Raw genomic sequence first — 21,000 nt, forward strand, 5'->3', positions numbered from 1 at the left:
CCAAGGATCACTTCTAGTTGATATTAAGTAGGGATCAATTTATATTGGATAATCCTGATTAATATTAATATCGACAAAATCCAACTGAACCTGTGTTACTCCCAACTTATATATGTCGCTAATCTTCATTGAGTCAACCCCCAAGTATTTGTTTTTCAGCAATTCCAAAACTTTCTATTCCCTTGGCTAGACACTTCTTGTATTTCGACACTTCGGAAAGTTACTACAACCCCAAAATTCCGTACCTTGTTTTCCTTTTCTTCTAACCATTGGGGCACCACATTTGCATGTTATACTGCTGGTTGCCGCCACCTCTCTTTTTGTCTTAACTATTTCGGATTTAGCCGTGGCTACATTTTTTTCAATTGGGCCTCGTTTTTTACTAGGCTGCCACCTTCCCCAAGCTCTGAGCTTATGCTCTACAAGACCGCCATGCCAATAATCCACTTTAAACTGTTCCGCTTCCTTCTTCGCAGGAGGAGTCAGGTCGGAGGTGGTGACAAGCAAGGATAAAATACAATCATGATTTCTTTTTGCTGCAACTAGTTCACGTATGGTCGTGACGGGAACCAGGTTATGGTCCGCATAACATTTTGCTTGCACTGCGGTCTTTTCACCGTGACGGTCAATAACGACTAAATCCACTCCGCCGTCGCTTCCTCCCACACCGACCTCCTTAACGGTATAACCTTGATCGCGGAAATAAAGAGCAAGTAATCTTTCGAATTCAGCTCCAGTTAAATCGTCTAATTGGCTTGTAAGGATAATCTCGTCTGATCTCACTGAGTTGCTGGCACGTCTTGTTGTGGTTGGGCTTTTCTTTTGATTTGGTTTAGCAGAGTATTGCTTTTTATTCGTACGTCTCTTCCTTGTCCACATCGCACCCAGAATTTCTGCTGCTAGAACAGCAACAAGAATAATGCCAAAGAAGAAACCCCAATGTAATCCTGGAATACTAAAATAAAGCGTAAGTCCACCGATAACAAATAAACCTCTCAAAACGTATGCAAGCTGCCTGCCTTCTGCTTTGTATGTCCTAGCCATTTGCCACTCATCCTTCCGGTTATGTATATATCCATTTTTCGACAATTGATCCTACATTCCCTCTAATTTAGGTAAAAAGAAATACACCCTTCAACGGGTGCATTAGAACTACTAATATGGTTCAATGGATCTACCAATTTTCGTATCTGTAATTTAAGAGTTGGTAAGTTGAATTCTTTCCAATAGATAGTTATGAAGGTTTTTATCTCTACAGTAAACGTAGCACCCCTTCATCCCCCGAGATAATAGCACTTTATAAATATTCTTGACCAGTTCAGTTAACTTTGCGGGATCTTTCTTTAATCCCTTCTTGCCAACCGTATCTTTATATTCATCATAATCGGCATAAAGCGTCATAGTTTGGGGATCAAACTTAAGATCTTTGCCAATAATGACACCAACATAATCAAACTCAAGGCCTTGGGAAGTATGGATGCAACCAATCTGATCGATACCATCGGGATGAATAGCCCAAGTAGTTGAAATCGCTCGTCCATTCCAAGGCATGCTAAAATCATGCTCTTCGATAATGACGTCATCGATTTCACCGTTATGGTTTCCTTCATCTACTTTTGTCCATGTCCAAGCAAATCCAGCCAGCATTCGAGACCTGAATCCATTATCTTCTTTTTCTTTAATTTGTTTTAACAACTCATGGGGACTATCGAATAGTTGAAAGTCAAAGGCTGATTTATCCCAACCATTAAAATTAGCTGTTTCCTTAATTTGAAGAGCATCATCAACCCAGTTCAAATAACCATCAGCCCCTGCACATCTAAACTGGGAAGTAAGTTCAATTTCATGAATTTCCGACTCATGAAGCGCTGCTATTCTTTTAATCTCTTCGACTGAGCCGATATCATCTGGCCTAATTCTTTGATTATCATCTATGAAAAATACATTTAATTTAGAGGCTTTAATGATATCTTCGATTTGATTAGCACCTTTATACTGATAGGCTCCTTTCCCCTTCAGTCTATGCGCTTCATCTACGACTAAAACATCGTAAAAGTTTGATTCACAATCATAGAACTGTCCAGATCCAGCAAATAACACTCTAGTCCTAGTTTTATCTCTAATTTGCTGTTTAGCTAACGTGTCCACCATTACAGTACGGAAAGCAGCGTTAGGAGCGATAAATTTAACATTTTTCTTTTTAGAAAGTATTCCCCCAAGTGCGTTCATTGAGATAACGGATTTACCTGTTCCTGGTCCACCTTTAACGATAATAGTCCTTTTAGATGTTAGATCATTAGTTAAGGACATTATTGTTTCATAAGCAACTTTCTGTTCATCCAGCATAATAAAGTCTGAATTACCTTTGAACAGTCCGTTTATATGATCAATCAATTTCTTCGAGGGACGTATCTTCCCATTTTCAATTAAATAAAGTAGGTTAATTCCATTCCCTTTACCAACATGTTTATACAAAAACTTCTGAAGTTCCTTCGTATCATTTGCGTAAAATAACGGAGCTTCCTTAATAATAGAATTGTAAACTTCGTTTTTAAGAGGATCATACGTTTTAGGTTCATGGTAATTATGTAAGTAAGCGCATGAGTGTCCCTTTAAGTCATTGGTTCGGATGGCCTCATTCATGTCTGTTAAATACTGTCGGTAGGACCATGCTTGGTAAGATGGGTGAGGTGTTTCTCGGTTTCGGCTACGAATAAATGCAACTACAACATCTTCTTTATCTGTAGCTTTAGCAGAATCCCATTGTTTAAGCTCAATAATGACAAAATTATCTTGTTCTTGTACATCTTTACCTGCAATAATGAAGTCAATTCTCTTGCTTGTTGAAGGAATATTATATTCGATTAGAATGCCGCAATCATCTGGTATTTCCGAGTTTCGAATCACTCGCTCCATAAATTGCATGGAATTATTCCATGCCATCCGTTCACCTTGGATTGGCCGTTTCCCCATTTTCTGAATATAAGCCTGTTCAATATCTAGAGTGATTTGATTGGTCTCAACAGCCTCTCTAAATTGTAATGCGTTACTGCTGTAGATAATCATAGTTGTTGGCACCGCCTTAATGCTCTTTTAATTTTCTTCATTTTGTGTTGCTAAAGAAATAGATCAATAGTTCCGTTTTAATAAATTACACACTTCGACAGAGCATTGACATATCCTTCAATTGGAATTAAATAAGTAATAAGTTACATATTCATAGAAAGTACAGAAACAATCAAACAGCTTATCTCAGTGCTATCGTGGAATAAAGCAATATAACGGTTTCTAATTAACTTATACACTATAACTCAGAATATTTCTTATTACTACCATACGCCTTATCCACAGGATACTTCTTTTCATTCTTTTCAAGTTTAGATTCAAGAGCTTCCTCTATATTAATCCCCAGGTCATGACTCATTAAAAGCACATAATATAAGACATCCGAAAGTTCATCTTTAATATCTTCTATTTTATCCTTAATAACATCTTCGCTTCGCTTCCATTGAAAAAGCTCTAGCAGTTCACTCGCTTCAAGTGATAGTGATATAGCTAAATCCTTAGCGTTATGAAACTGTCCCCAGTTTCTTTGATCCCTAAATTTGAGTATTTTTGTTGTAAGCTCATCCATTATAGTACCCTCCCAAGATATTAAATATAAAGAATAAATTAGATGGAAATTATTTTAATGAACTTACTTTAAGTTCAGATGTACTATTATTATCTATGGCATATCAATGAATCGACCTAGAGCAATGAGATCAATGTGAAAAATTTGAAGGACAAAATGAGATTGTTAAATAGGTGGCTGACCCAAAAAACTTGTTCATCCTTCAGTACAAGTTTGCCTGCGCCTAATTGAAAGCTCTCAGTGATTAATTATTCAAACCGAAGTTCATTTTTCATTTTTCTTTTACTAGATGAACTTCGTAGTTCTTTTGAATAAAATTCTTATCTGACTCGATACTGTTAATCAAAGTACGGTCACAGTCTATGCCTTCTATCAGGTACAATTGTAAAAGGCTTTCTTTGTTCATGGCCCATTCCTCTAAACTATCTCTAACTCGTTTAAAGCAATGTGAAGATGCCGCGGTCACCATCTATACCCAAGCATTCTTGTGTACGCCACGGATAGAATCAGCAACTTCCTCTGATGGTAATAAATTACATATTTATATCAATTATCTCTATATTAACCTTAAATGTTTTTTCATTTTTGATATCTTCGCCATTATTACTGTTAGCGCCGGCGTGTCCCTGACCAGGGTCCGATTAGTTACACTTCCTCTTATTTCTGAATCCGAGCTTCTGGAGATCCTTGTCATTCGGCAGCTGAAGCTGCAAATTCCGGATGAATTAAACTTCCTTGTCGAGCTGTTTGAAAAAAAAAGATGCGCCTGCCTATGAGAAATTCAGGAAGCAAAAATAAACGAACACGATCACGATTTTTTGGTACACCAATGGACGATTTTCTTGCAGCCTGCAGCTTCAGTACTTTCCCCCCGCTTGTCTTTCATGTTCCGCTATCATCGATATCGCAATATCCTAACTATAGATATTAAAAAAAAAGAACCATCCCTATGGAAGATTCAATCTATACATGAAAGATCCGAGAAGGGAACTTCCTCACAGGATTCTCTGCTTCATTCTAGGTCTATCGTACATTTCCAGCTCGTTGATCGCGAATTTGCCCCATTTCAGATTGGCCGCTTGGATTTTGAGACGGAGTGTCAACACAGTCGTTCGCGCGAAGTCCACCGTATGCGCTGGATTCCCTGCTTGAGCGGTACCCCGGCGGTGCCGGTACAATAATCCAGGTCGGGCCCCTTGGCTCTTTCTGAATCTCGTCAACACTTTCAACTAGTTAGCCGTGACGGACTCCGTGCTAAAATCCGGCCTGAATTCGTTCAATAACGTTCACCTCTTGCCCACTACGCCTTGTCATACGATCCGTCGGTCAGGCCCTTGACGGAGATGTCGGACATCGTTGCCACGGGGGCTGTTGCTGTCGCAAGCGGCGCTAGGTTCCCATAGTACGGTCCGTGCAGCTTCAGCATCGGGATCACTGAAGCCGGTGTATAGATGAATCCGCGTTTTGCCGATGGCAGGTGCCCGTTACCTGATACTCGAACGCGCCGATGTCCGGGTCGCCGTTCTAGAGCGGGATACCAAAATAGTCACTACCTTCATCTCAGTTGCCGGCCAGCTTCTGCTGGATCCGTTCCTTGTACTGCCAATCAATAATATAATCCTGGACCTGATTCTTGATATCCCCGTACTTGCTAAATGCCGACCCGGTTCCGTTATCTCAGCGAATTTCAATTTCTGAACTGTTAGAGAATCTTGACCAAATCTTGACCATAGAAGTATACACTAAGCAGGTATAGACATATCGTTATGAACTACAACGGATGCTAATTCATGTCCCCTACCTGTTTGCCAGTAATGTAAGTGGTATTCGTAGTCAACATCTCTTCTCCATGCCTTGTCTTCTCCTCTTTTTCTTTGTGGATTATCCCCACCACTACCAGTTCTAAGAGCATGAGTAGCTGGTAAATCTACTTCAAGAATAGTATCCGTACATGTCCTTAATAATGTTCGAATTTTGGTTTCATTATTTAAAAAACCATGTTCCCGACAAGTCTCTATGAATTCTTTTCCAAATGACCAGTTCGGCATATTCTCAGGATCAAGTCCCGTAAAACACATTCTTTGATATACATGTATAAACAAAGCATCGATATATCCCGCAATGCTTCTTGAATTTTTCCACATATTCACAGGATCGATATTTAATATAATATCTTTTAATGTAGCACAAGAAATAATTTCACCATTAATCGTTAAAGGAAACGAATTTATTAATCCTTCATTAACGAATTCACAATCGTGTATTTCACCATTAACTTCTACTAATGAATTCCCAATATTTCTTGTTATCAGATAATTCTCATTCTGAGATGGAAATAAATATTTGTTAAGTGATATTAGCATCAACACTCTATTTAGTTCGTGTAGATATGTTGCTGGTCTTTGTCCAACATTTTCATCAACAGAAGTTGCAACATTATCAAATAGAATATCATTAATCCCTATAGCATCTTCAATTGTTTTTAAATGCAGAAAATTATCAACTAATTCAATGATATCTTTAGGTTGGTAGATTTGATTTAATCCTGTCTGGGAAAGTGAGATTTTCAAATCATCCCAATGCGGATAATTATTATATTGCATTAGGATATTAGGTGTGTTTTTGGGTATCAGTATATCAGACCAATTAACATCTCTTAATTCTCTCCACGAAAGAAGGTTTTCCAAATATTCTTCGAAATCTTCTATTGTCACACTCTCATTCTTGGAGGAAGGGTAAGCTAAAAGATATGAATCTAAGTAAATGTTTGTCATTGCTTCTGCTGAGACTCCTTCTTTCTTTTATTCATTGCTGCTTTTATAATTGCAGCCGATGTTTCTTCATTTTCATCAAAGAAACCTTTTGGCCACTCTTCAATAACCCCATACTTGTTAATCTTTACAGGCTTATATTTAGATTTCCCAAGTTCTTTCTCAACAAAATACATAATAATTTTTTCTGTAAAATTGCTATCTTCTGAAACGACAGCATGATATCTAAGTCTATTGATTAGATATTCACTATGAGTTTCTACAATACATTGCTTTCCTAAGTTTGACATCGAGACAAAAAAATCAGCTAATCTTGTTTGTACTCTTGGATGCAAATGCAATTCTGGTTGCTCAAATATTAAAGTTGACCCTTTTGGTGCAAGCAAAGATAGCACTAATATTGGAAGGACCTGACTTACCCCCACACCAACATGTGTTAAATCATGCCATTCATCATCATCATTAGTACTGACCTTTAATTCGTGCCCTAATTTTCCTCGATCAATTGTTTTTACATTACTAACTACACCCATATAATTTAACCAATCAAGTACGGCGTTAATTAGCTCATCACTTTTTAACTCTGGGACGTTAGCACTCTGATTAAATTCTGGTGGAGTGATATAATTTACTTTTGTATTCTTATGTATTTCGAGTACTGCAGCAGTATGCTCCCCTCTATAACCCACGTCACGTGAATCAGTTGTCCCTGTGTGAGGATAAATAGGTTTAGGTTCATCGCGTAATGGCCCTAAATATTTTACATTGTTAGCAAAGAATTCGATTATATAATCAGTAGCAAAGTATGCATAATCCGGTAGATCGGCACTAAACAATGCAAGTTCAGATAATTTATTCGCTTTAGCTAAATCTTTTAATTTACTCTCTTTTTCTTCCATTAGGGAACTATATTTTTTCTGATCATGAGCCATTAAAGTATTATAACAACGAATTAATCTGTCCAGCTTAAAATCTGATGTTAATCGTTCAATAGATTTCTCCACCTGTTCATATCGTCTTTGCGAATATTTCTCTTCACTTGTTTTAAAAATGTCCTTTATTACATCCAATATAAAATTACATAACTTATCATTTAGATACTCATTCACTTCCTTAACTTCAGTACTCCTATAATAATAGCTGCCAGGGTATATACACATTCTCACCAAATTATCGATATCTTCTTCTATTAAGTCATAAATAAGTGTAATTTTATTCGGCAAAAAGTGTTGCAAACTTGCACCAACGGTTTTTCCGTTATTCGGAAATTTTCTATAGTAACGCATCCTATCCCTATTATATGATGGCATTTTAATTACTTCATACTGTAGCGCATCTTCAAATGAATCTATGTATTTCTCCGTTACCCCAAGACCCTTTACAAAATCCAGATTATCTCTTCTTTCAATCTTAACTTCTTCAACGCGATTACCCGAATCAGAATGTAGTTTTATACTACATGAATTTAAAATTGGATTTAGATTCACAACCTCAACATCTTCAGTACCTTCCGTGGTGAAGGTATAGTTACAGCTTATAAATGTTTCATCTATATTTTTTTTGTGTTGATTCCCCATAAAAACTCTTGCTGCTCTAGGTCCTTTTGCTGTGGGAGATAACTCGAAGCCAATCGATATTTCTTTTGTTTCACTTTTATTAGTTGCAATGTCTTCGAATGTACCTAATCGGGCAATATGACCATTTAATACAACTGCCCTTGAATAAACTGGATTTTGTATGGTTTGAGCAGTTAATAACATACTCTGAATTATTGTACTTTTCCCCGAGTTATTTGCGCCAGTAAAGATAGTCAGAGGTGCTATATCTAAATTGGTTTGCTCAAATACAGATTTAAATTGTTTTAATGTCCAATTCTTTATCATATTAGCTCCTTTAGTAATGACATTAATTCTTAGATAATATATCAGCCTTTCTACATAGCACACACACAATTTTTTATAAATCCCTGAGTATTCTTTAATTTCTACATAGCAGCTCTAACCCTTCTAATCTTTACAAGCATATAATGAACTTCTCACAAACGAACTGCGCCCCCGATTCTATTATTCGATTTTTAGCATGAGTTTATTTGTAATGCCACGAATTTGCGGGTTACACTTTCTTGACCAACAGTGAGTAACACTCTACATGTGAAGAGTATACAGTGACAACAAAAATGCCCATTGAATAGTGTTTAATTAAAATATTACCACGATATCAAATTTTAATTTGATCTACTAAATAATATTTTTCCAAAATCTCTAGAAACCCTGTTTTGTTTCTTAATGATTTCAAATTAATATGATTTTTCAATAAATCAAGTAATTTTTTTCTATCGTAGTAACAATCTAAAAATGAAGGTTTAATTTTATTGCTCTTGTTTAATTCATCTAACTTTTGTAAACTTTCTTGTGAAAAGTTAGCGCTTGTAATATAACAACCTTTTATTTTTGCCTTATCATACTCGGAGTTTTTTTCGTAATACGCTTTGGCAATTGGATATGTCTTACCAAAAAACCAACGTATAGAATTTGGTGTATTTGTATCTCCTAAATTAATAATAGTGGAGTTTTTTAATCCCTTTAATTCAATAATAATAATTTCATCCTCATTGTTATCGTGAACGATGACATCGAACTCATACGATTTATTAGTATCATTAAAACTTTTAATGATTTTCGAATGTTCTAAGTGTGCTCCTTTAAATAAATTTGATAAAACAGTATACATTAATGTCTCAAATAAATCTCCCTTAAGATTTTGCAAGTTCTCCGTTTGTCCTGACTCCTCAATAACTGTTAGGGATTCTCCGATCTTTTCAATAACTGAACTACTAGATTCTTCATCTATCATGAATGCTTCATCAATTATTTTTTTCACATCTCTGTACTTTTCAATAACCTGAACAATATTACTTCCCATTATTGACTTAAGTGAAAAGTTTAGAATATGCAAATTATTCATTTCCCTTTTTACGTTATCATCTACATCTAGATAAAAAATAATTGGCATTACTTTACGAGCGCCTTCTTGTTTTGTACTATGTCTGATTGACTGAATACGTTCATAAAATGCTTCTAAATCTATTTTTTCGTAGGTACGATAAATCAGAACTTCCATAACGACAATTGTATAATCTTCATCTATTTTACCTGTATTTATGGTAAAACCCGTGGTTTTAGAAATGGTTGTAGCATCAAAAGGAAAATCATTTCTAATAGCTCCCAAATTGGGATTATCTTTTCTCCGATAAAATACTTTATCGGTTATAAATCCATGATTAACAAGCCATCTAATAATATCGTTTATAAACATGACATCCCGCTTCATGTTAGCAATATGAGCTTTTATTTTTTGTCTTATAACGAATGAATCTTCAACATCCATTTGATCTTGTAATAATACTAAAAAAGGAATTCCAGTTTCCTTATCTTCAATCTTTTTAATGATCTTGTTATCATTTAATCGTTTTATATCATCTTCTAAAGAAATAGCGCGATACTTTTCTTTATTTGTCATCGGTGTTGCTGTAATTTTGACAGCTTCATAATAAGAACAAATACCACCTGTACGATAAAGAAGTGTAAGCAATCTGTACAATGGCTTGCGATACTTCTGGCTGATATCAAGCAATGCTCTTACATCAATACTTCTATTTTGATTCATGTAAAAATACTGTCTTTTTTCAAAGCTAAATGGCTCGCTAGACTTAATGATTTTTTCTTTAACTGCTCGACTAATTAGTTGACGTGCATAGTTATTAGTAACTTCAAACTGAGTTACTAATTTTTCAATCAAATCATGAGCAACTAATACATTAGAATGCTCCTTAAATAAATCAGTAAGAAATTTATTATATTTATTCATGTAACACAGCCCTTATATAAATTTTATCTTTTTTAAATAAAAAGGACTAAGGATTTTTTTAATAAAACGTTGATAATAACGGTATTGGGGAATCGAATTAAAATAATAATATGTAACATAACCAACGTTTCCCGAAGATATAACATTGGGATATTAGGTATTCATAAACTTTATAAAAGTTAGTCTGGAATTAGAGCATTTCCATCTCTAAACTCTAATGACTCACTATGATCAATTATATCCCCAGACTGAGTATTAAACAAAAGGAAATATTGAAGTGATATCTTGCTTCCTGCTTTTAGTTTTTTTCTACCCCTAAATGTCTCTCTGGCCGACTCAACGGGAACTTACTTAACCCAGCAGTTTAATTGTTTACTTTCTTATATCCGTCTGTTTAACTCGCGGTATAGTGACCATTACTTTCTCCCGTTATTTCTTCAATACAGTAAATTCTCCGCTCTCGGGTAGCTTTATTGCCTTATCTAGCTTCTTCATTCATATCGGTCATAGGGCAACCGCCCTCAGGGGATGGGCGATTTATTATGGGGGGAGCTTAATCAAAAGTCCCTTTCCCTTTAAGTAACACTGTACATCCACATGTACATATGCGAGAACATATCCATCGGCATCACTTCCACCTCCGGTACGCGTCCTCGTACCCACAAGTCCCGCGCCAGCCTAGAAGGGTTGCAGCTCACATCATACGACCGGGTTCAGCTTCCTCTCCAAAATCGTAGTAGCTTGGATCGCAGTTAGGGGCGTCCGCGGATGTCATCCCCACCTGAAATTTGATCATCGCCTCAACTAAGACATTAGGATATAATCCCTATATACTCTTTCCCAAAAGTACGGTTAGATTTACTGTGATCCCTATATCCTCTGCTGTTGCGTAGAAATCTGAAGTATTTACGAAGATATCCAGAAGTTGATTCCTGTAGCAAAAGTCGTAATCTTCGTGAATGCATCAATTTTGTGACAGACCCATTACGATCTTAATGTCTGGATTTTGCCTCATAAATTCATCTGCAAACTCTTGCTCAAATATGCCTGTTGATTTTTCATCGAATGTCGAAGACATAATCTGCATGTCGTTTGTTTGGTGGCAGACGCATTACTATCATTTGAAGATCCACTACAAACACTAAGAGCTAAAGACCAACTAATTAACAGACTTAATAAAAAGTATACAAATACTCCCCTTACGCTAGACAGGTGAAACCATAAAACCTATCCCCGTAAGAAGAGCATCCCCTTAGCCACTAGTGTCTTATTGCTTCAATCCGCCTTCTCCAACAACGTCTCAGTCGTAAGCGTAAAACCCTCAATAACAGCATCTTCGTCAACTTCAATCATAATGCAGCGTTTGCCTTGAAAGCTCACCTGTTTAATGTACCTTAAATCCTGTGGACTGATGGTAATCGTGGCTACCTTGGTATCGATCTTGATCGATTTGGACGTGAATTTCGGGATCACGCTGTTCGCCTTCAGTTCGTAGTTCTTATCGTCAACGATGGTCTCGAATGCCCGTTCCACGGCTTCCTTCGTCACGTTATCCACGCCGCTTGCCGTCAGTACGCGTTCCACGTCGGTATAATCCAGCTTCGCCGGTTCTTCCTCATCCTGGTGGGATTCAATCACCTGATGGATCTCCTCGTACACATGTGCGATCGTGGCTGAATCCAGCTGTTCACCTGCCACTTCCTTCACGATGTCTTCAAAGATCTCTCTCTCTTCCATGGCGGTCACAGACCGTTCCGCATTCAACACATCAGAGATGAAACGCTCATTCGGATCATTCGATTTCCCCGTAGCATAGAGAACCCGGTTCACGTCGGAATAATTGTCCGTTACGCTGGGATAGAAGAACCCTTGCTCCGGTGTGCTGAGCTTGATAATGGGATCGACAATGACATTGTACTTAAACTCTCTCTCCACATAGTCGAACAAGAGCGCCTTCCGCTGCTTCTCCGTAGAGTTCACGCTGCATAGGATGAACGGATGCCCGAACACTTCGTCGTTCCCGGTCTCCTCCGCTTCATCATTCCTCGCCTTGGTCGGCCGGTAGTATTGTCCGCGTACGAACGTGATGACCGTATCCCGTTCATACGTCGTGTCCGCCAACATTTTGTTCACGAGCAGCATCATCAGATCCTGCCACTCCTCCGGATCTCCCGTCTGGATCGCTTGGTGAAGCAGCACCTTCGAAGGGTCCTCCGCTTCCTCCTGAAACTTGAGCTCGAACAGTTTATGATCCAATTCACCGGTCAGCAGCTTTTTAAAATTGCCCATGTACAGCTCCTGCTTCTCCCGGTCCACTAACTCAAAAGGATTTCGCTCCCAATGATAAACTTCGTTCGTTTCTTTCATAATGTACACGTTCAGAATATCGAAAATCTTCATTAATTCATTATCCATCTTAAACTGCTTGCGGATGTGCGCGATTTCTTTCTTGTTCATAGTTCGTCAGACAACTCCTAGAAAGTAAAATTGGCTATATCAGTATAAACGAAACAAAAACCCTTCGCTATATAGAATGAACTAAAGCCATGTTATAGGCCGCGATCCGGCGCTAATAACAAGAAGTTCGATGCCAAACTCTAGTTCAATCGATATAGACGGGGTTCTCGTCAAATACGAAAGTTATGGATTCTCAACACGTGCTGCGCCGCAGCTCATAAAAATACTGCACAACAGGATGCTTTAACTTCATTTTCTCGGACATGTTCAAAATCCGCTTTTTCCCAACGCGTCTGTCCACCAAAGCTAGAATATTCAATAGGATATCTTTGCTCTCGATGTTTTCTTCTATAGAAGTAGATAAAAATTGATTAGCTACAGCGACAAAATTGGATTTGCTTAATGAAGCCTGTGCTGACATAAGCTCCTTGGCATATCCTGTTATTTTTCGGTTTCTGGCAATGACTTTTAGACGATCCTCCGGAACGTTTCCCTGGGTATCCTTTCTGACCGCTTCCATTTCTTCATCGCTGATCGGAATTTGGATATCGGGGTCATTCTTAATTTCCAGCTCCGTCTGGTACCACCTTATTGGACTCGCTTTATCATTCATTCGGAGGACGTCCTTTTTATCTACAGAAATATAACAAAGCCCTGCTTTATCCGGTAAATAACGATAACCCGTTGCACGGTATTCAACCCTTCCAACTAACGCAGGACTGAGAAAACTCTCCAGCTGCTGCTTCAATTTACTCCAGGACATGGTTCCTCCTATATTCTCAACTAAGCTTTCTTCTATTTAAAAATAACTCTCGTTTCATTGTGCCTCTGTTCAGTATGAATAACCCCATGCCAAAAAACAACCCACAAAGCCTGCACTTTTATTCTCCTTCGTTTCGGTGTCACACTTTTTCAGTACGAACCGTAACAAACATCAAGGCCCCTCGCTTCAAAATCAACCAAAGCCGCTCCACCTCTTTTTCAAATTTGCCGAGCATTTCTTTATTTTCTTCCTTAAGCAGGGTCTTGATTGCCCGTATATTTCGGCCAGTCGCCGAGCAGTACCCGTTTGTTCTTCGCCCCCGGATCGTATGTCATGTTCGTTTGTCTCCTAGTGATTTTTATCACTTTTCCGGTGATCGCAGCGGAGTATACTGTTTCTGACAGTCCAATGACAACGTGGAAGTATGTTGACCTTAGGCGACCAATCACTCACGAAACGGGGGAGAATCATGAATAACAACGCGACAGAACCGTCCTTGAATCATCAGCCGTCCATGTTCTGCTTTCAATGCCAGGAAGCATCCAAAGGAACCGGCTGCACCCTTGTCGGCGTATGCGGCAAACCGCATGACGTAGCGAACCTGCAAGATTTGCTGATTTATCTACTGAAAGGGATCTCTTATCTCAGTCTGGATGTCCGGCTGCCGGAAGCGCTGGAACAGCGCGTATCGCTGTTTATCATGGACTCCTTGTTTGCCACCATTACGAACGCCAACTTTGACCGCGAGGTTTTTGTGGGGAGAATCCGGGAAGCGATTGCGCTCCGCGGCGAGGTGCGTGCCTATTATAACGAACAATATCCGGAAGGAACGGCTCATCTCCCGGATGCTGCCGTCTGGGAAGCGGATGATCATGAAACCGCAATGGATGAAAAAGCGCGTACGGTTGGTGTCCTCTCCACCCGCAACGAAGACATCCGCTCGCTGCGCGAATTGATTACGTACGGCTTGAAGGGAATGGCTGCTTATACGTATCACGCGCTTCATCTGGAGCGAGATGACATCGAATTGAACCGGTTTATGCGCCGTGCGCTTGCGGCTACGCTGGACGACAGCCTTGAAGTGCAGGATCTGGTCGCTTTGGCGATGGAAACCGGCAAATACGGCGTAAACGCCATGGCGATGCTGGACGAAGCAAACACATCCGTGTACGGAAATCCGGAGATTACGAAGGTGAATATCGGGGTTCGAAACCGGCCCGGCATTCTCATCAGCGGCCACGACCTGAAGGATTTGGAAGAGCTGCTGAAGCAGACGGAAGGAACCGGCGTGGACGTGTACACGCACAGTGAAATGCTGCCTGCCCACTATTATCCGGCTTTCAAGAAATATGAGCACTTTGTAGGCAATTACGGAAATGCCTGGTGGAAGCAGAACAGCGAATTTGCCTCTTTTAACGGACCGATCCTGATGACCACCAACTGTATCATTCCGCCGAAGGACAGTTATAAGGACCGTATTTATACGACGGGCAACACCGGCTTTCCGGGCGTCCGCCATATCCCGGAAGGGACGAACGGCGTTGCCAAGGACTTCTCCGCACTGATCGAGCAGGCAAAAGAGTGCCCGCCCCCAACGGAGCTTGAAACTGGCGAGATCATCGGCGGCTTCGCCCATGCCGCTGTGATGAACGTGGCCGATCAAGTCGTCGATGCCGTGAAATCCGGCGCGATCCGCCGGTTCTTCGTCATGGCCGGCTGCGATGGACGGATGAAATCCCGGAATTATTACACCGATTTTGCGGCTGCACTTCCACAGGACACGGTCATCTTGACGGCAGGCTGTGCCAAATACAAATACAATAAGCTGGACTTAGGCGAAATCGGCGGCATTCCGCGGGTTCTGGATGCCGGGCAATGTAACGATTCCTATTCCCTAGTCGTCATTGCCTTGAAGCTGAAGGAAGTATTCGGCCTTGAGGATATCAACGAACTGCCGATTTCCTACAACATTGCCTGGTACGAGCAAAAAGCGGTGATCGTGCTGCTTGCCCTGCTGTATCTTGGCGTCAAAAATATCCACCTGGGCCCTACGCTTCCTGCATTCCTGTCGCCTAACGTCGCCAAGGTCCTCGTGGACAACTTCGGGATCGGCGGCATTACCAATGTGGAAGATGACATGCACATGTTCCTGGGTGCCTGATTCTGCAACTAAACCAAAAAGAAGACACGCAGGAGGATCCTGTTGTCTTCTTTTCTTTTGGACTTTCTATCCCAGCACTAACTCAAACCGAGCAAAAATATCTTCTTCATACCACATCGTGAAATTCGTTCCCCATGTGGTGTTCAATAGTGTAAACGTAAATTTATGGTTGTCTGGATGGTATTTGTTGTTATAGCTTAGATTGTTATGTGTTCCGATTCCCAAAAGAGGGGCATCAATAGGTTTAATATTGATTTTTTTATCGCTGCCATCGTAAATTAACTCTTCAATCATGTGCTGCAGCTTATTTCCGTGACCTACCACAGCAAAAGGTGAAATCACGGTATCCATTTTACGAATCTTCGTTAAGTACGGCGAATTCAGACGTGGTGTCATGTCAAAAGAATAAATTTCCGGATAACGAATGGCATCTTTATCCTGTAATAAAAGTGCAATTTCAACTTTATCTCCAAATTGATATTTAACCTTCACCACTCTTGGAGCACCATACTCCTCCACAGCTCTTTGGCTATATTTTAAAGTGGCAATTATCGAATCATTTTCCTTAACTAAGTTAACAACATGTGGTGTGAAATGTTCATTCCATTGAATGCGTTTTTGAATCTCCATTCCTGGCTTTAAAAAGTCAATGGCCCACCAATTATGCTGCAGCTCACGCAAATAGTTGTAACGCAGGTTATCATAGTCATTTTGCCCGGCAATGGTATAGCTCAGAACCCCGAGTTTGTTGTCCTGATCAAAGTAGAGGATTCCATCCTTTTCTAAGTGGTTGATAGAACCATCGCTAGCAAACATCAATTGATACCCGTTTATCGAAATCAATTCTTCCAAACCACATTCAGTCCCTTGGTTTTCAAAAATATGATATGGAACTTCGATCCGTTTTTTAATGTTATGTTGATCTTCAGGCTCCAAACAAGCGATTGCACGATCAATGTTCTTGCGTTGTTCTTTCCATGAAGACTCATAAAATTTGTACGAACGATCACTCCACTCATTATAAGTGAATTTCATTTCGCCAACCGTTGCATCTTTAACAATGCCATAAGCGTAGGTTAAATCAGCATCGGTAATTTGGTCTAAACTGCGCGCTCGCTGGAAGTCTTTCTTTTCATAATTCGTATAGTCACTGAAATAGCGTTTGATATCCATTCCCCAAGTATGCTCTGGAACTAACATCGCATAGAAATTCGCTTCATCATTTTCGATTTGGTGATCAGACATGTAATTCGTTAAAATCCGGTAATCCCGAATGATTTTCGGATCAGACATCGTTCCGTGAATCCAGGTGTCCCCAATCTCCTCTGTAATCACTGGCAGTTGGTCACGTACTTCCCAAAGTTCATTGGCAAACTGATCCATGGAAGTCATTTCAAGCTCATAGTCCGGATACGCATTCGCCATTTTTGACAAGTATGCGTTAATTTTCTCTTTTGTTCCTGGACCACTATTATCATGAGTATGCATAAACGCCAGCTTGTTATCCATGCAATCCACTCCGATGACGCCGCCATAGTCGTCTGAATAAGAGACAATGATCTCACTTTCGCCATGCTTCCATAAAAATGTATCTGGAACTTCTGGAATGGAGCTCGAGCCATTTACACCAATGTGCAGGAATTTAACTCCTTGACGATATAACTCATCCACAATCCCGATCGTATGTCCTGGGACGTCCGTCATTTTTGAGCTTGTTGTTGTGTATCCATAACGAGCATCTAACTTCTTTGAGATTGAAATGATGTAATGTAAAGTTTGAGGTGTCATCGCTTCAGAGTGAAACGTACACGGGATGGCGTGCCAGCGTATGTAACCTTTCTTGATGGCGTCGTCCAGCTTTTGACAAGCTTCTTCATCCATGTTTTTGAAGTAATATTCAATAATAAAGCTGCCTGTTGTCCAAACAAAGTCTTTGCCCTCTTTTCTTAAGTCTTCCGCTAAAGTGATTGCGTTTTGAATGTATTCATGGCAATACTTGTGCAGGACATTTTCTGCTAAATCGGTAAAACCAATGTCCAAATGAGTTTTGTTGACCACATAGATTTTTTTCATTGCTATCCTCACGCCTTTCTTAGTCATCATACGTCGTGAATATCTACTAACGAGAATATGAATTTTGATCGTGTTATCTGATATGATAAACGCCCAAACGACATCATTCTTTGAACGAACGAGACAACATTTTGTATGGTGTGGACATGATGATGAATAAAGGAACAGAGTAAAAAAAGGGCCCCTTTCATTTCGAATGGTCCCTTGCTTCTTTTCTTATGGCTTGGCAGTTCCGTTAATCTTATCAAAATACGGGGCCATCTTGGAGACGAGGCGGTTCACTTAACGTTCATCCTTTGGTTCATCATAAACCACAACGGTTTTACTTTCTTCTTCCCATTGGACGGTTGCACTCAATGCCTCACTTATAAAACGCACTGGCACATAAGTACTGCCTTTTGTAATAGTGGCTGGCGCATCCAAAGAGACGTTGGTGCCATTGACTGTTGCAGTCTTACTGTCAACCACCAGTTTGATGCTCACCCCATCCTTCATAACCATAATGGAGCGTTCTTCAGGATTCCATGCTACTTCCGCATTCAAAGACTCAGCTATGGTGCGAAAGGGAACAAACGTATTGCCTTTTTTGAGAAAAGGCTCAGTGGCAGAAGCTTCTCCATTCACATATAGCTTTACTTTTTCCTGATCACCCGCTTTTTCTTGAAGTTTTCCCATGGTTTTGTACAGGTCCAAATTTGTAAAATTTGCTTTAATGGCTTCTTCCTGCAAATACACTGCGTCCGTCACGCTACCATTTTCTTCAAGCATTTTCGCTGCTGTTTCCAATGCTTTATCCTGTTCTTTGATGACTTCAAGTTCCTTTTTTTGTTCTTCTGTCAGCTCAGTCGCATATGTTGTAAGCAATATGTCTGCCAATACGGCACCTGCAGGTTTATCTTTCACATGTTGAATAGCATTTAGCAAACCCTTGTATCCTTGGGAACCCTTCTTCTCAGATTCTGATGTGTTGTTGTCCGACTTCTCGGTCTCCGATGTTGATGAATCCTTAATTTGGCCATCGTCAGTGACCACCGTTACTGGAGACTCGACTTCCTGGGTCTGTTTCACCTCAATTTGAGATTCCTTTTTTTCAGGTGCTTTTGACGATACCTCGTTTTTTGTTTTCCCGGGTGGAGTGTTTCCCGATTTGGCTGAGGTAGTGCCTGCGGACGCAAGTATTAATGCCAGACTGGTTAGCAAGATGACTGTTTTTTTCACTGAAGATTCCTCCTGAAGAAAAAATATATGCTCCTTCATTATCGGCAGAATAAAAAAGTTCTGATAGGAATTTAATGAAGAATTTCAATTCCACTTGGATCTTCGACCAGGTTCATCTTTACCCTGTTATTATATCTTCTAACTTATCCTTCATTCTTACGAAGCACTTATATGTACATCTAAGGCGATAATGCCTAATAAATGGATGCCTTGCCTTTAACCCTTCAGTCTCTGCTCTTGCGCTTCCTGACTCGTCAATGACTTATTATATTATTATTTCATTTCATTAATATATTCTTGAACAAAACTATCAATCTGTTTTTTTGTAACTAGTAAACATAATGCCGGTCCAGTTTCAGTAGCTATATATTGATTTATTTCTCCTGCATCTAGTACAAATATTAGCCTATAAAGAACATCATCTATACCGTTTCTTGGTGATTCAGGAGTGTAATATATAGATAGGCCAGGATCTTGTGTTGTAAATACCTTTGGAGTGATTGTATCTATATTTTTCATATCCAAAAAAGCAGAAATTAGATCCTTCTGTAAACAAGAAATATCGGCTTTCAATTCTGGAAAGTTAGTACCAAAACGAAAAAAGACAGTGCTGATTATCCCTTCTTCTTCTTTTTCTTTTAATATAATCTCAAATTCACAACCATTAAATGGGTACGCTGCATCCTTTAAGATGGCCATACTTCTCCTCTTTTCTCGATAATTTACCAACTCCAATTACTAAGTTGCCAAACTACCTTTAGAGCGTTTTGAAAGTATACAGTCGAAATATATAAACCCGTAGATTATGGAATAGTTTTACTTTTCGATCCTTTTACTGATCTATCCTACCCGTTAGATGAGGAATAAGGCAGCCGCTTTTGGGTCGGCTGCCTTAAAATGTCTTCATTAAGCTATCGTGTTCCGCACAATCTGCTAATCCATCGTAATATCTACTACTTGTTTCGCGAATGCAGCATAGGGTTTGACTAGGTCCGGCCTTTGATCAATAGACCACCTAAGGTTATCAAAAGCCCGTAATAACAGATAATTCCTTATGCCAGAAAGGTCTTCTCCAATTATTCCGTACCCATCTATAAACGCTTCGAATTCTTCAGCATTTGGGCTTTCATCCAGCCCCAGGATTTGGTAATGCATCAATTGAGCAACAGTTGCATGTGGTACCACGCTTACTTTTGCATTCCAATCCAGCAAGATCACTTGGTTTGCCTGATTGATAATCGTATTCTTTAAGGAGATATCACCATGGATTAATCCGAAACGGAACGGTTCACTCTTTATATCCTCAAACCGTTGTTTTATTCTCTGTGATTCCGCCTGATTGATTACTCCAAGTTCAATCAAGGGATCATGCTCAGTCAAACTATTAATATTATGCTGTACATACCCTTGCCATGTACCGTCTGATCCAGCATGAGGTGGTGACTGAAACTCTCCTTGGACAGGATCAATCAGATTTTCCCCGTATCCCTTCACTTGAATAGAATCAATAAGCTTGGCATATTCGCCCAGTCTTCTCCAAATAATAGACTTTTGTAAAGTACTGTCTCCCCCGTTGACTCCCTCAATAAAGCCTTGAATCATATATGCTGTCTCATCAACAATGCCAATGGACATGACCTTAGGTCCAGGAACGCCTACTTCAGCTGCTTGCTCGATACACCATTTCTCTTTGATAAAGCTTTGATATTCATCCTTTACGTTCATGCGGACAACCACTTTATTGATCTCTGTTTCAACTACGCATACCTGATTTGTGATGCCTTTTCCTTCGATCTGATAAGAAGTTTTAACTTCTTCCTGAAGAAAATGGCCTGCAATTCGTGCTGCTTGTTTAACTAAAGACTCTTTCATTGTGAGTTGTATCCTCCCTCAAGTACCCTGCTTTGAATAGTTTACCACGAACTTATTTGGGAGATCGTTTGATGAACTATACTGCCCGTTAGCTTAATAAAATGAGCAGGCTGCTGCAGCCTGCTCAACATCAAGTTTTATTCAACTAACGTTCACCGTTCGTTTATTTCAATCAACACTTTCC

The 21,000-nt window shown here is 39.6% G+C and carries 14 protein-coding genes; 1 reads left to right on the top strand and 13 read right to left on the bottom strand.

Features of this window, described 5'->3' with window-relative positions; genetic code table 11:
* Positions 1-186 precede the first annotated feature (186 nt).
* The 9 genes from BCV73_RS24430 to BCV73_RS24475 form a co-directional block, all read right to left on the bottom strand.
* On the bottom strand, positions 187-1,044 hold the full coding sequence (locus tag BCV73_RS24430; protein WP_089548886.1) for a restriction endonuclease: 858 nt from the start codon (positions 1,042-1,044) through the stop codon (positions 187-189).
* A 153-nt stretch (positions 1,045-1,197) separates the two neighbouring features.
* On the bottom strand, positions 1,198-3,066 hold the full coding sequence (locus tag BCV73_RS24435; RefSeq protein ID WP_089548887.1) for a DUF2075 domain-containing protein: 1,869 nt from the start codon (positions 3,064-3,066) through the stop codon (positions 1,198-1,200).
* A gap of 238 nt (positions 3,067-3,304) precedes the next feature.
* Positions 3,305-3,634, bottom strand: a complete 330-nt coding sequence (locus tag BCV73_RS24440; protein ID WP_089548888.1) for a nucleotide pyrophosphohydrolase — start codon at positions 3,632-3,634, stop codon at positions 3,305-3,307.
* Between the two features lie 1,742 nt (positions 3,635-5,376).
* Positions 5,377-6,408 (bottom strand): hypothetical protein, encoded by a 1,032-nt coding sequence (locus BCV73_RS24455; protein ID WP_089548891.1) that lies wholly within the window; start codon positions 6,406-6,408, stop codon positions 5,377-5,379.
* Positions 6,405-8,288 (bottom strand): AAA family ATPase, encoded by a 1,884-nt coding sequence (locus BCV73_RS24460; protein WP_089548892.1) that lies wholly within the window; start codon positions 8,286-8,288, stop codon positions 6,405-6,407. The genes BCV73_RS24455 and BCV73_RS24460 overlap by 4 nt, the downstream gene beginning before the upstream one ends.
* A 334-nt stretch (positions 8,289-8,622) precedes the next feature.
* Complete coding sequence (locus tag BCV73_RS24465) at positions 8,623-10,272, bottom strand: hypothetical protein (protein WP_089548893.1); 1,650 nt, start codon at positions 10,270-10,272, stop codon at positions 8,623-8,625.
* A 575-nt stretch (positions 10,273-10,847) separates the two neighbouring features.
* Positions 10,848-10,970: a hypothetical protein gene (locus tag BCV73_RS35935; protein WP_256992976.1), complete on the bottom strand. Its 123-nt coding sequence runs from the start codon at positions 10,968-10,970 to the stop codon at positions 10,848-10,850.
* Between the two features lie 577 nt (positions 10,971-11,547).
* Positions 11,548-12,729, bottom strand: a complete 1,182-nt coding sequence (locus BCV73_RS24470; RefSeq protein ID WP_089548894.1) for a DUF4317 domain-containing protein — start codon at positions 12,727-12,729, stop codon at positions 11,548-11,550.
* Between the two features lie 193 nt (positions 12,730-12,922).
* A complete protein-coding gene (locus BCV73_RS24475; protein ID WP_089548895.1) occupies positions 12,923-13,492 on the bottom strand; it encodes an SF0329 family protein in 570 nt (189 codons plus the stop codon).
* Between the two features lie 469 nt (positions 13,493-13,961).
* On the opposite strand from BCV73_RS24475, the gene hcp reads away from it, so the two are divergent.
* Positions 13,962-15,653: a hydroxylamine reductase gene (gene hcp / locus BCV73_RS24480; protein ID WP_179232056.1), complete on the top strand. Its 1,692-nt coding sequence runs from the start codon at positions 13,962-13,964 to the stop codon at positions 15,651-15,653.
* A 66-nt stretch (positions 15,654-15,719) separates the two neighbouring features.
* Here hcp and BCV73_RS24485 read toward each other — a convergent pair whose 3' ends face one another.
* The 4 genes from BCV73_RS24485 to BCV73_RS24500 form a co-directional block, all read right to left on the bottom strand.
* The gene (locus tag BCV73_RS24485; RefSeq protein WP_179232057.1) at positions 15,720-17,726 is read right to left on the bottom strand and encodes a DUF5054 domain-containing protein; all 2,007 of its coding nucleotides are present in this window, start codon (positions 17,724-17,726) and stop codon (positions 15,720-15,722) included.
* A 282-nt stretch (positions 17,727-18,008) separates the two neighbouring features.
* Entirely contained in the window at positions 18,009-18,944 is a 936-nt protein-coding gene (locus BCV73_RS24490; protein ID WP_089548897.1) for a copper amine oxidase N-terminal domain-containing protein, read from the bottom strand.
* A gap of 273 nt (positions 18,945-19,217) precedes the next feature.
* The gene (locus BCV73_RS24495) at positions 19,218-19,643 is read right to left on the bottom strand and encodes a hypothetical protein (RefSeq protein WP_089548898.1); all 426 of its coding nucleotides are present in this window, start codon (positions 19,641-19,643) and stop codon (positions 19,218-19,220) included.
* 234 nt (positions 19,644-19,877) lie between these two features.
* Entirely contained in the window at positions 19,878-20,816 is a 939-nt protein-coding gene (locus BCV73_RS24500) for a phosphotransferase family protein (RefSeq protein ID WP_089548899.1), read from the bottom strand.
* Positions 20,817-21,000: the final 184 nt, after the last annotated feature.

It is taken from the genome of Paenibacillus sp. SSG-1 (assembly GCF_002224835.1).
GTDB lineage: Bacteria > Bacillota > Bacilli > Paenibacillales > Paenibacillaceae > Paenibacillus_AQ > Paenibacillus_AQ favisporus.

Excerpts from the sequence above, each read along its gene's own strand:
- BCV73_RS24430 (WP_089548886.1), bottom strand. The coding sequence starts at position 1,044 with ATGGCTAGGACATACAAAGCAGAAGGCAGGCAGCTTGCATACGTTTTG.
- BCV73_RS24435 (WP_089548887.1), bottom strand. The coding sequence starts at position 3,066 with ATGATTATCTACAGCAGTAACGCATTACAATTTAGAGAGGCTGTTGAG.
- BCV73_RS24440 (WP_089548888.1), bottom strand. The coding sequence starts at position 3,634 with ATGGATGAGCTTACAACAAAAATACTCAAATTTAGGGATCAAAGAAAC.
- BCV73_RS24455 (WP_089548891.1), bottom strand. The coding sequence starts at position 6,408 with ATGACAAACATTTACTTAGATTCATATCTTTTAGCTTACCCTTCCTCC.
- BCV73_RS24460 (WP_089548892.1), bottom strand. The coding sequence starts at position 8,288 with ATGATAAAGAATTGGACATTAAAACAATTTAAATCTGTATTTGAGCAA.
- BCV73_RS24465 (WP_089548893.1), bottom strand. The coding sequence starts at position 10,272 with ATGAATAAATATAATAAATTTCTTACTGATTTATTTAAGGAGCATTCT.
- BCV73_RS24470 (WP_089548894.1), bottom strand. The coding sequence starts at position 12,729 with ATGAACAAGAAAGAAATCGCGCACATCCGCAAGCAGTTTAAGATGGAT.
- BCV73_RS24475 (WP_089548895.1), bottom strand. The coding sequence starts at position 13,492 with ATGTCCTGGAGTAAATTGAAGCAGCAGCTGGAGAGTTTTCTCAGTCCT.
- hcp (WP_179232056.1), top strand. The coding sequence starts at position 13,962 with ATGAATAACAACGCGACAGAACCGTCCTTGAATCATCAGCCGTCCATG.
- BCV73_RS24485 (WP_179232057.1), bottom strand. The coding sequence starts at position 17,726 with ATGAAAAAAATCTATGTGGTCAACAAAACTCATTTGGACATTGGTTTT.
- BCV73_RS24495 (WP_089548898.1), bottom strand. The coding sequence starts at position 19,643 with ATGGCCATCTTAAAGGATGCAGCGTACCCATTTAATGGTTGTGAATTT.
- BCV73_RS24500 (WP_089548899.1), bottom strand. The coding sequence starts at position 20,816 with ATGAAAGAGTCTTTAGTTAAACAAGCAGCACGAATTGCAGGCCATTTT.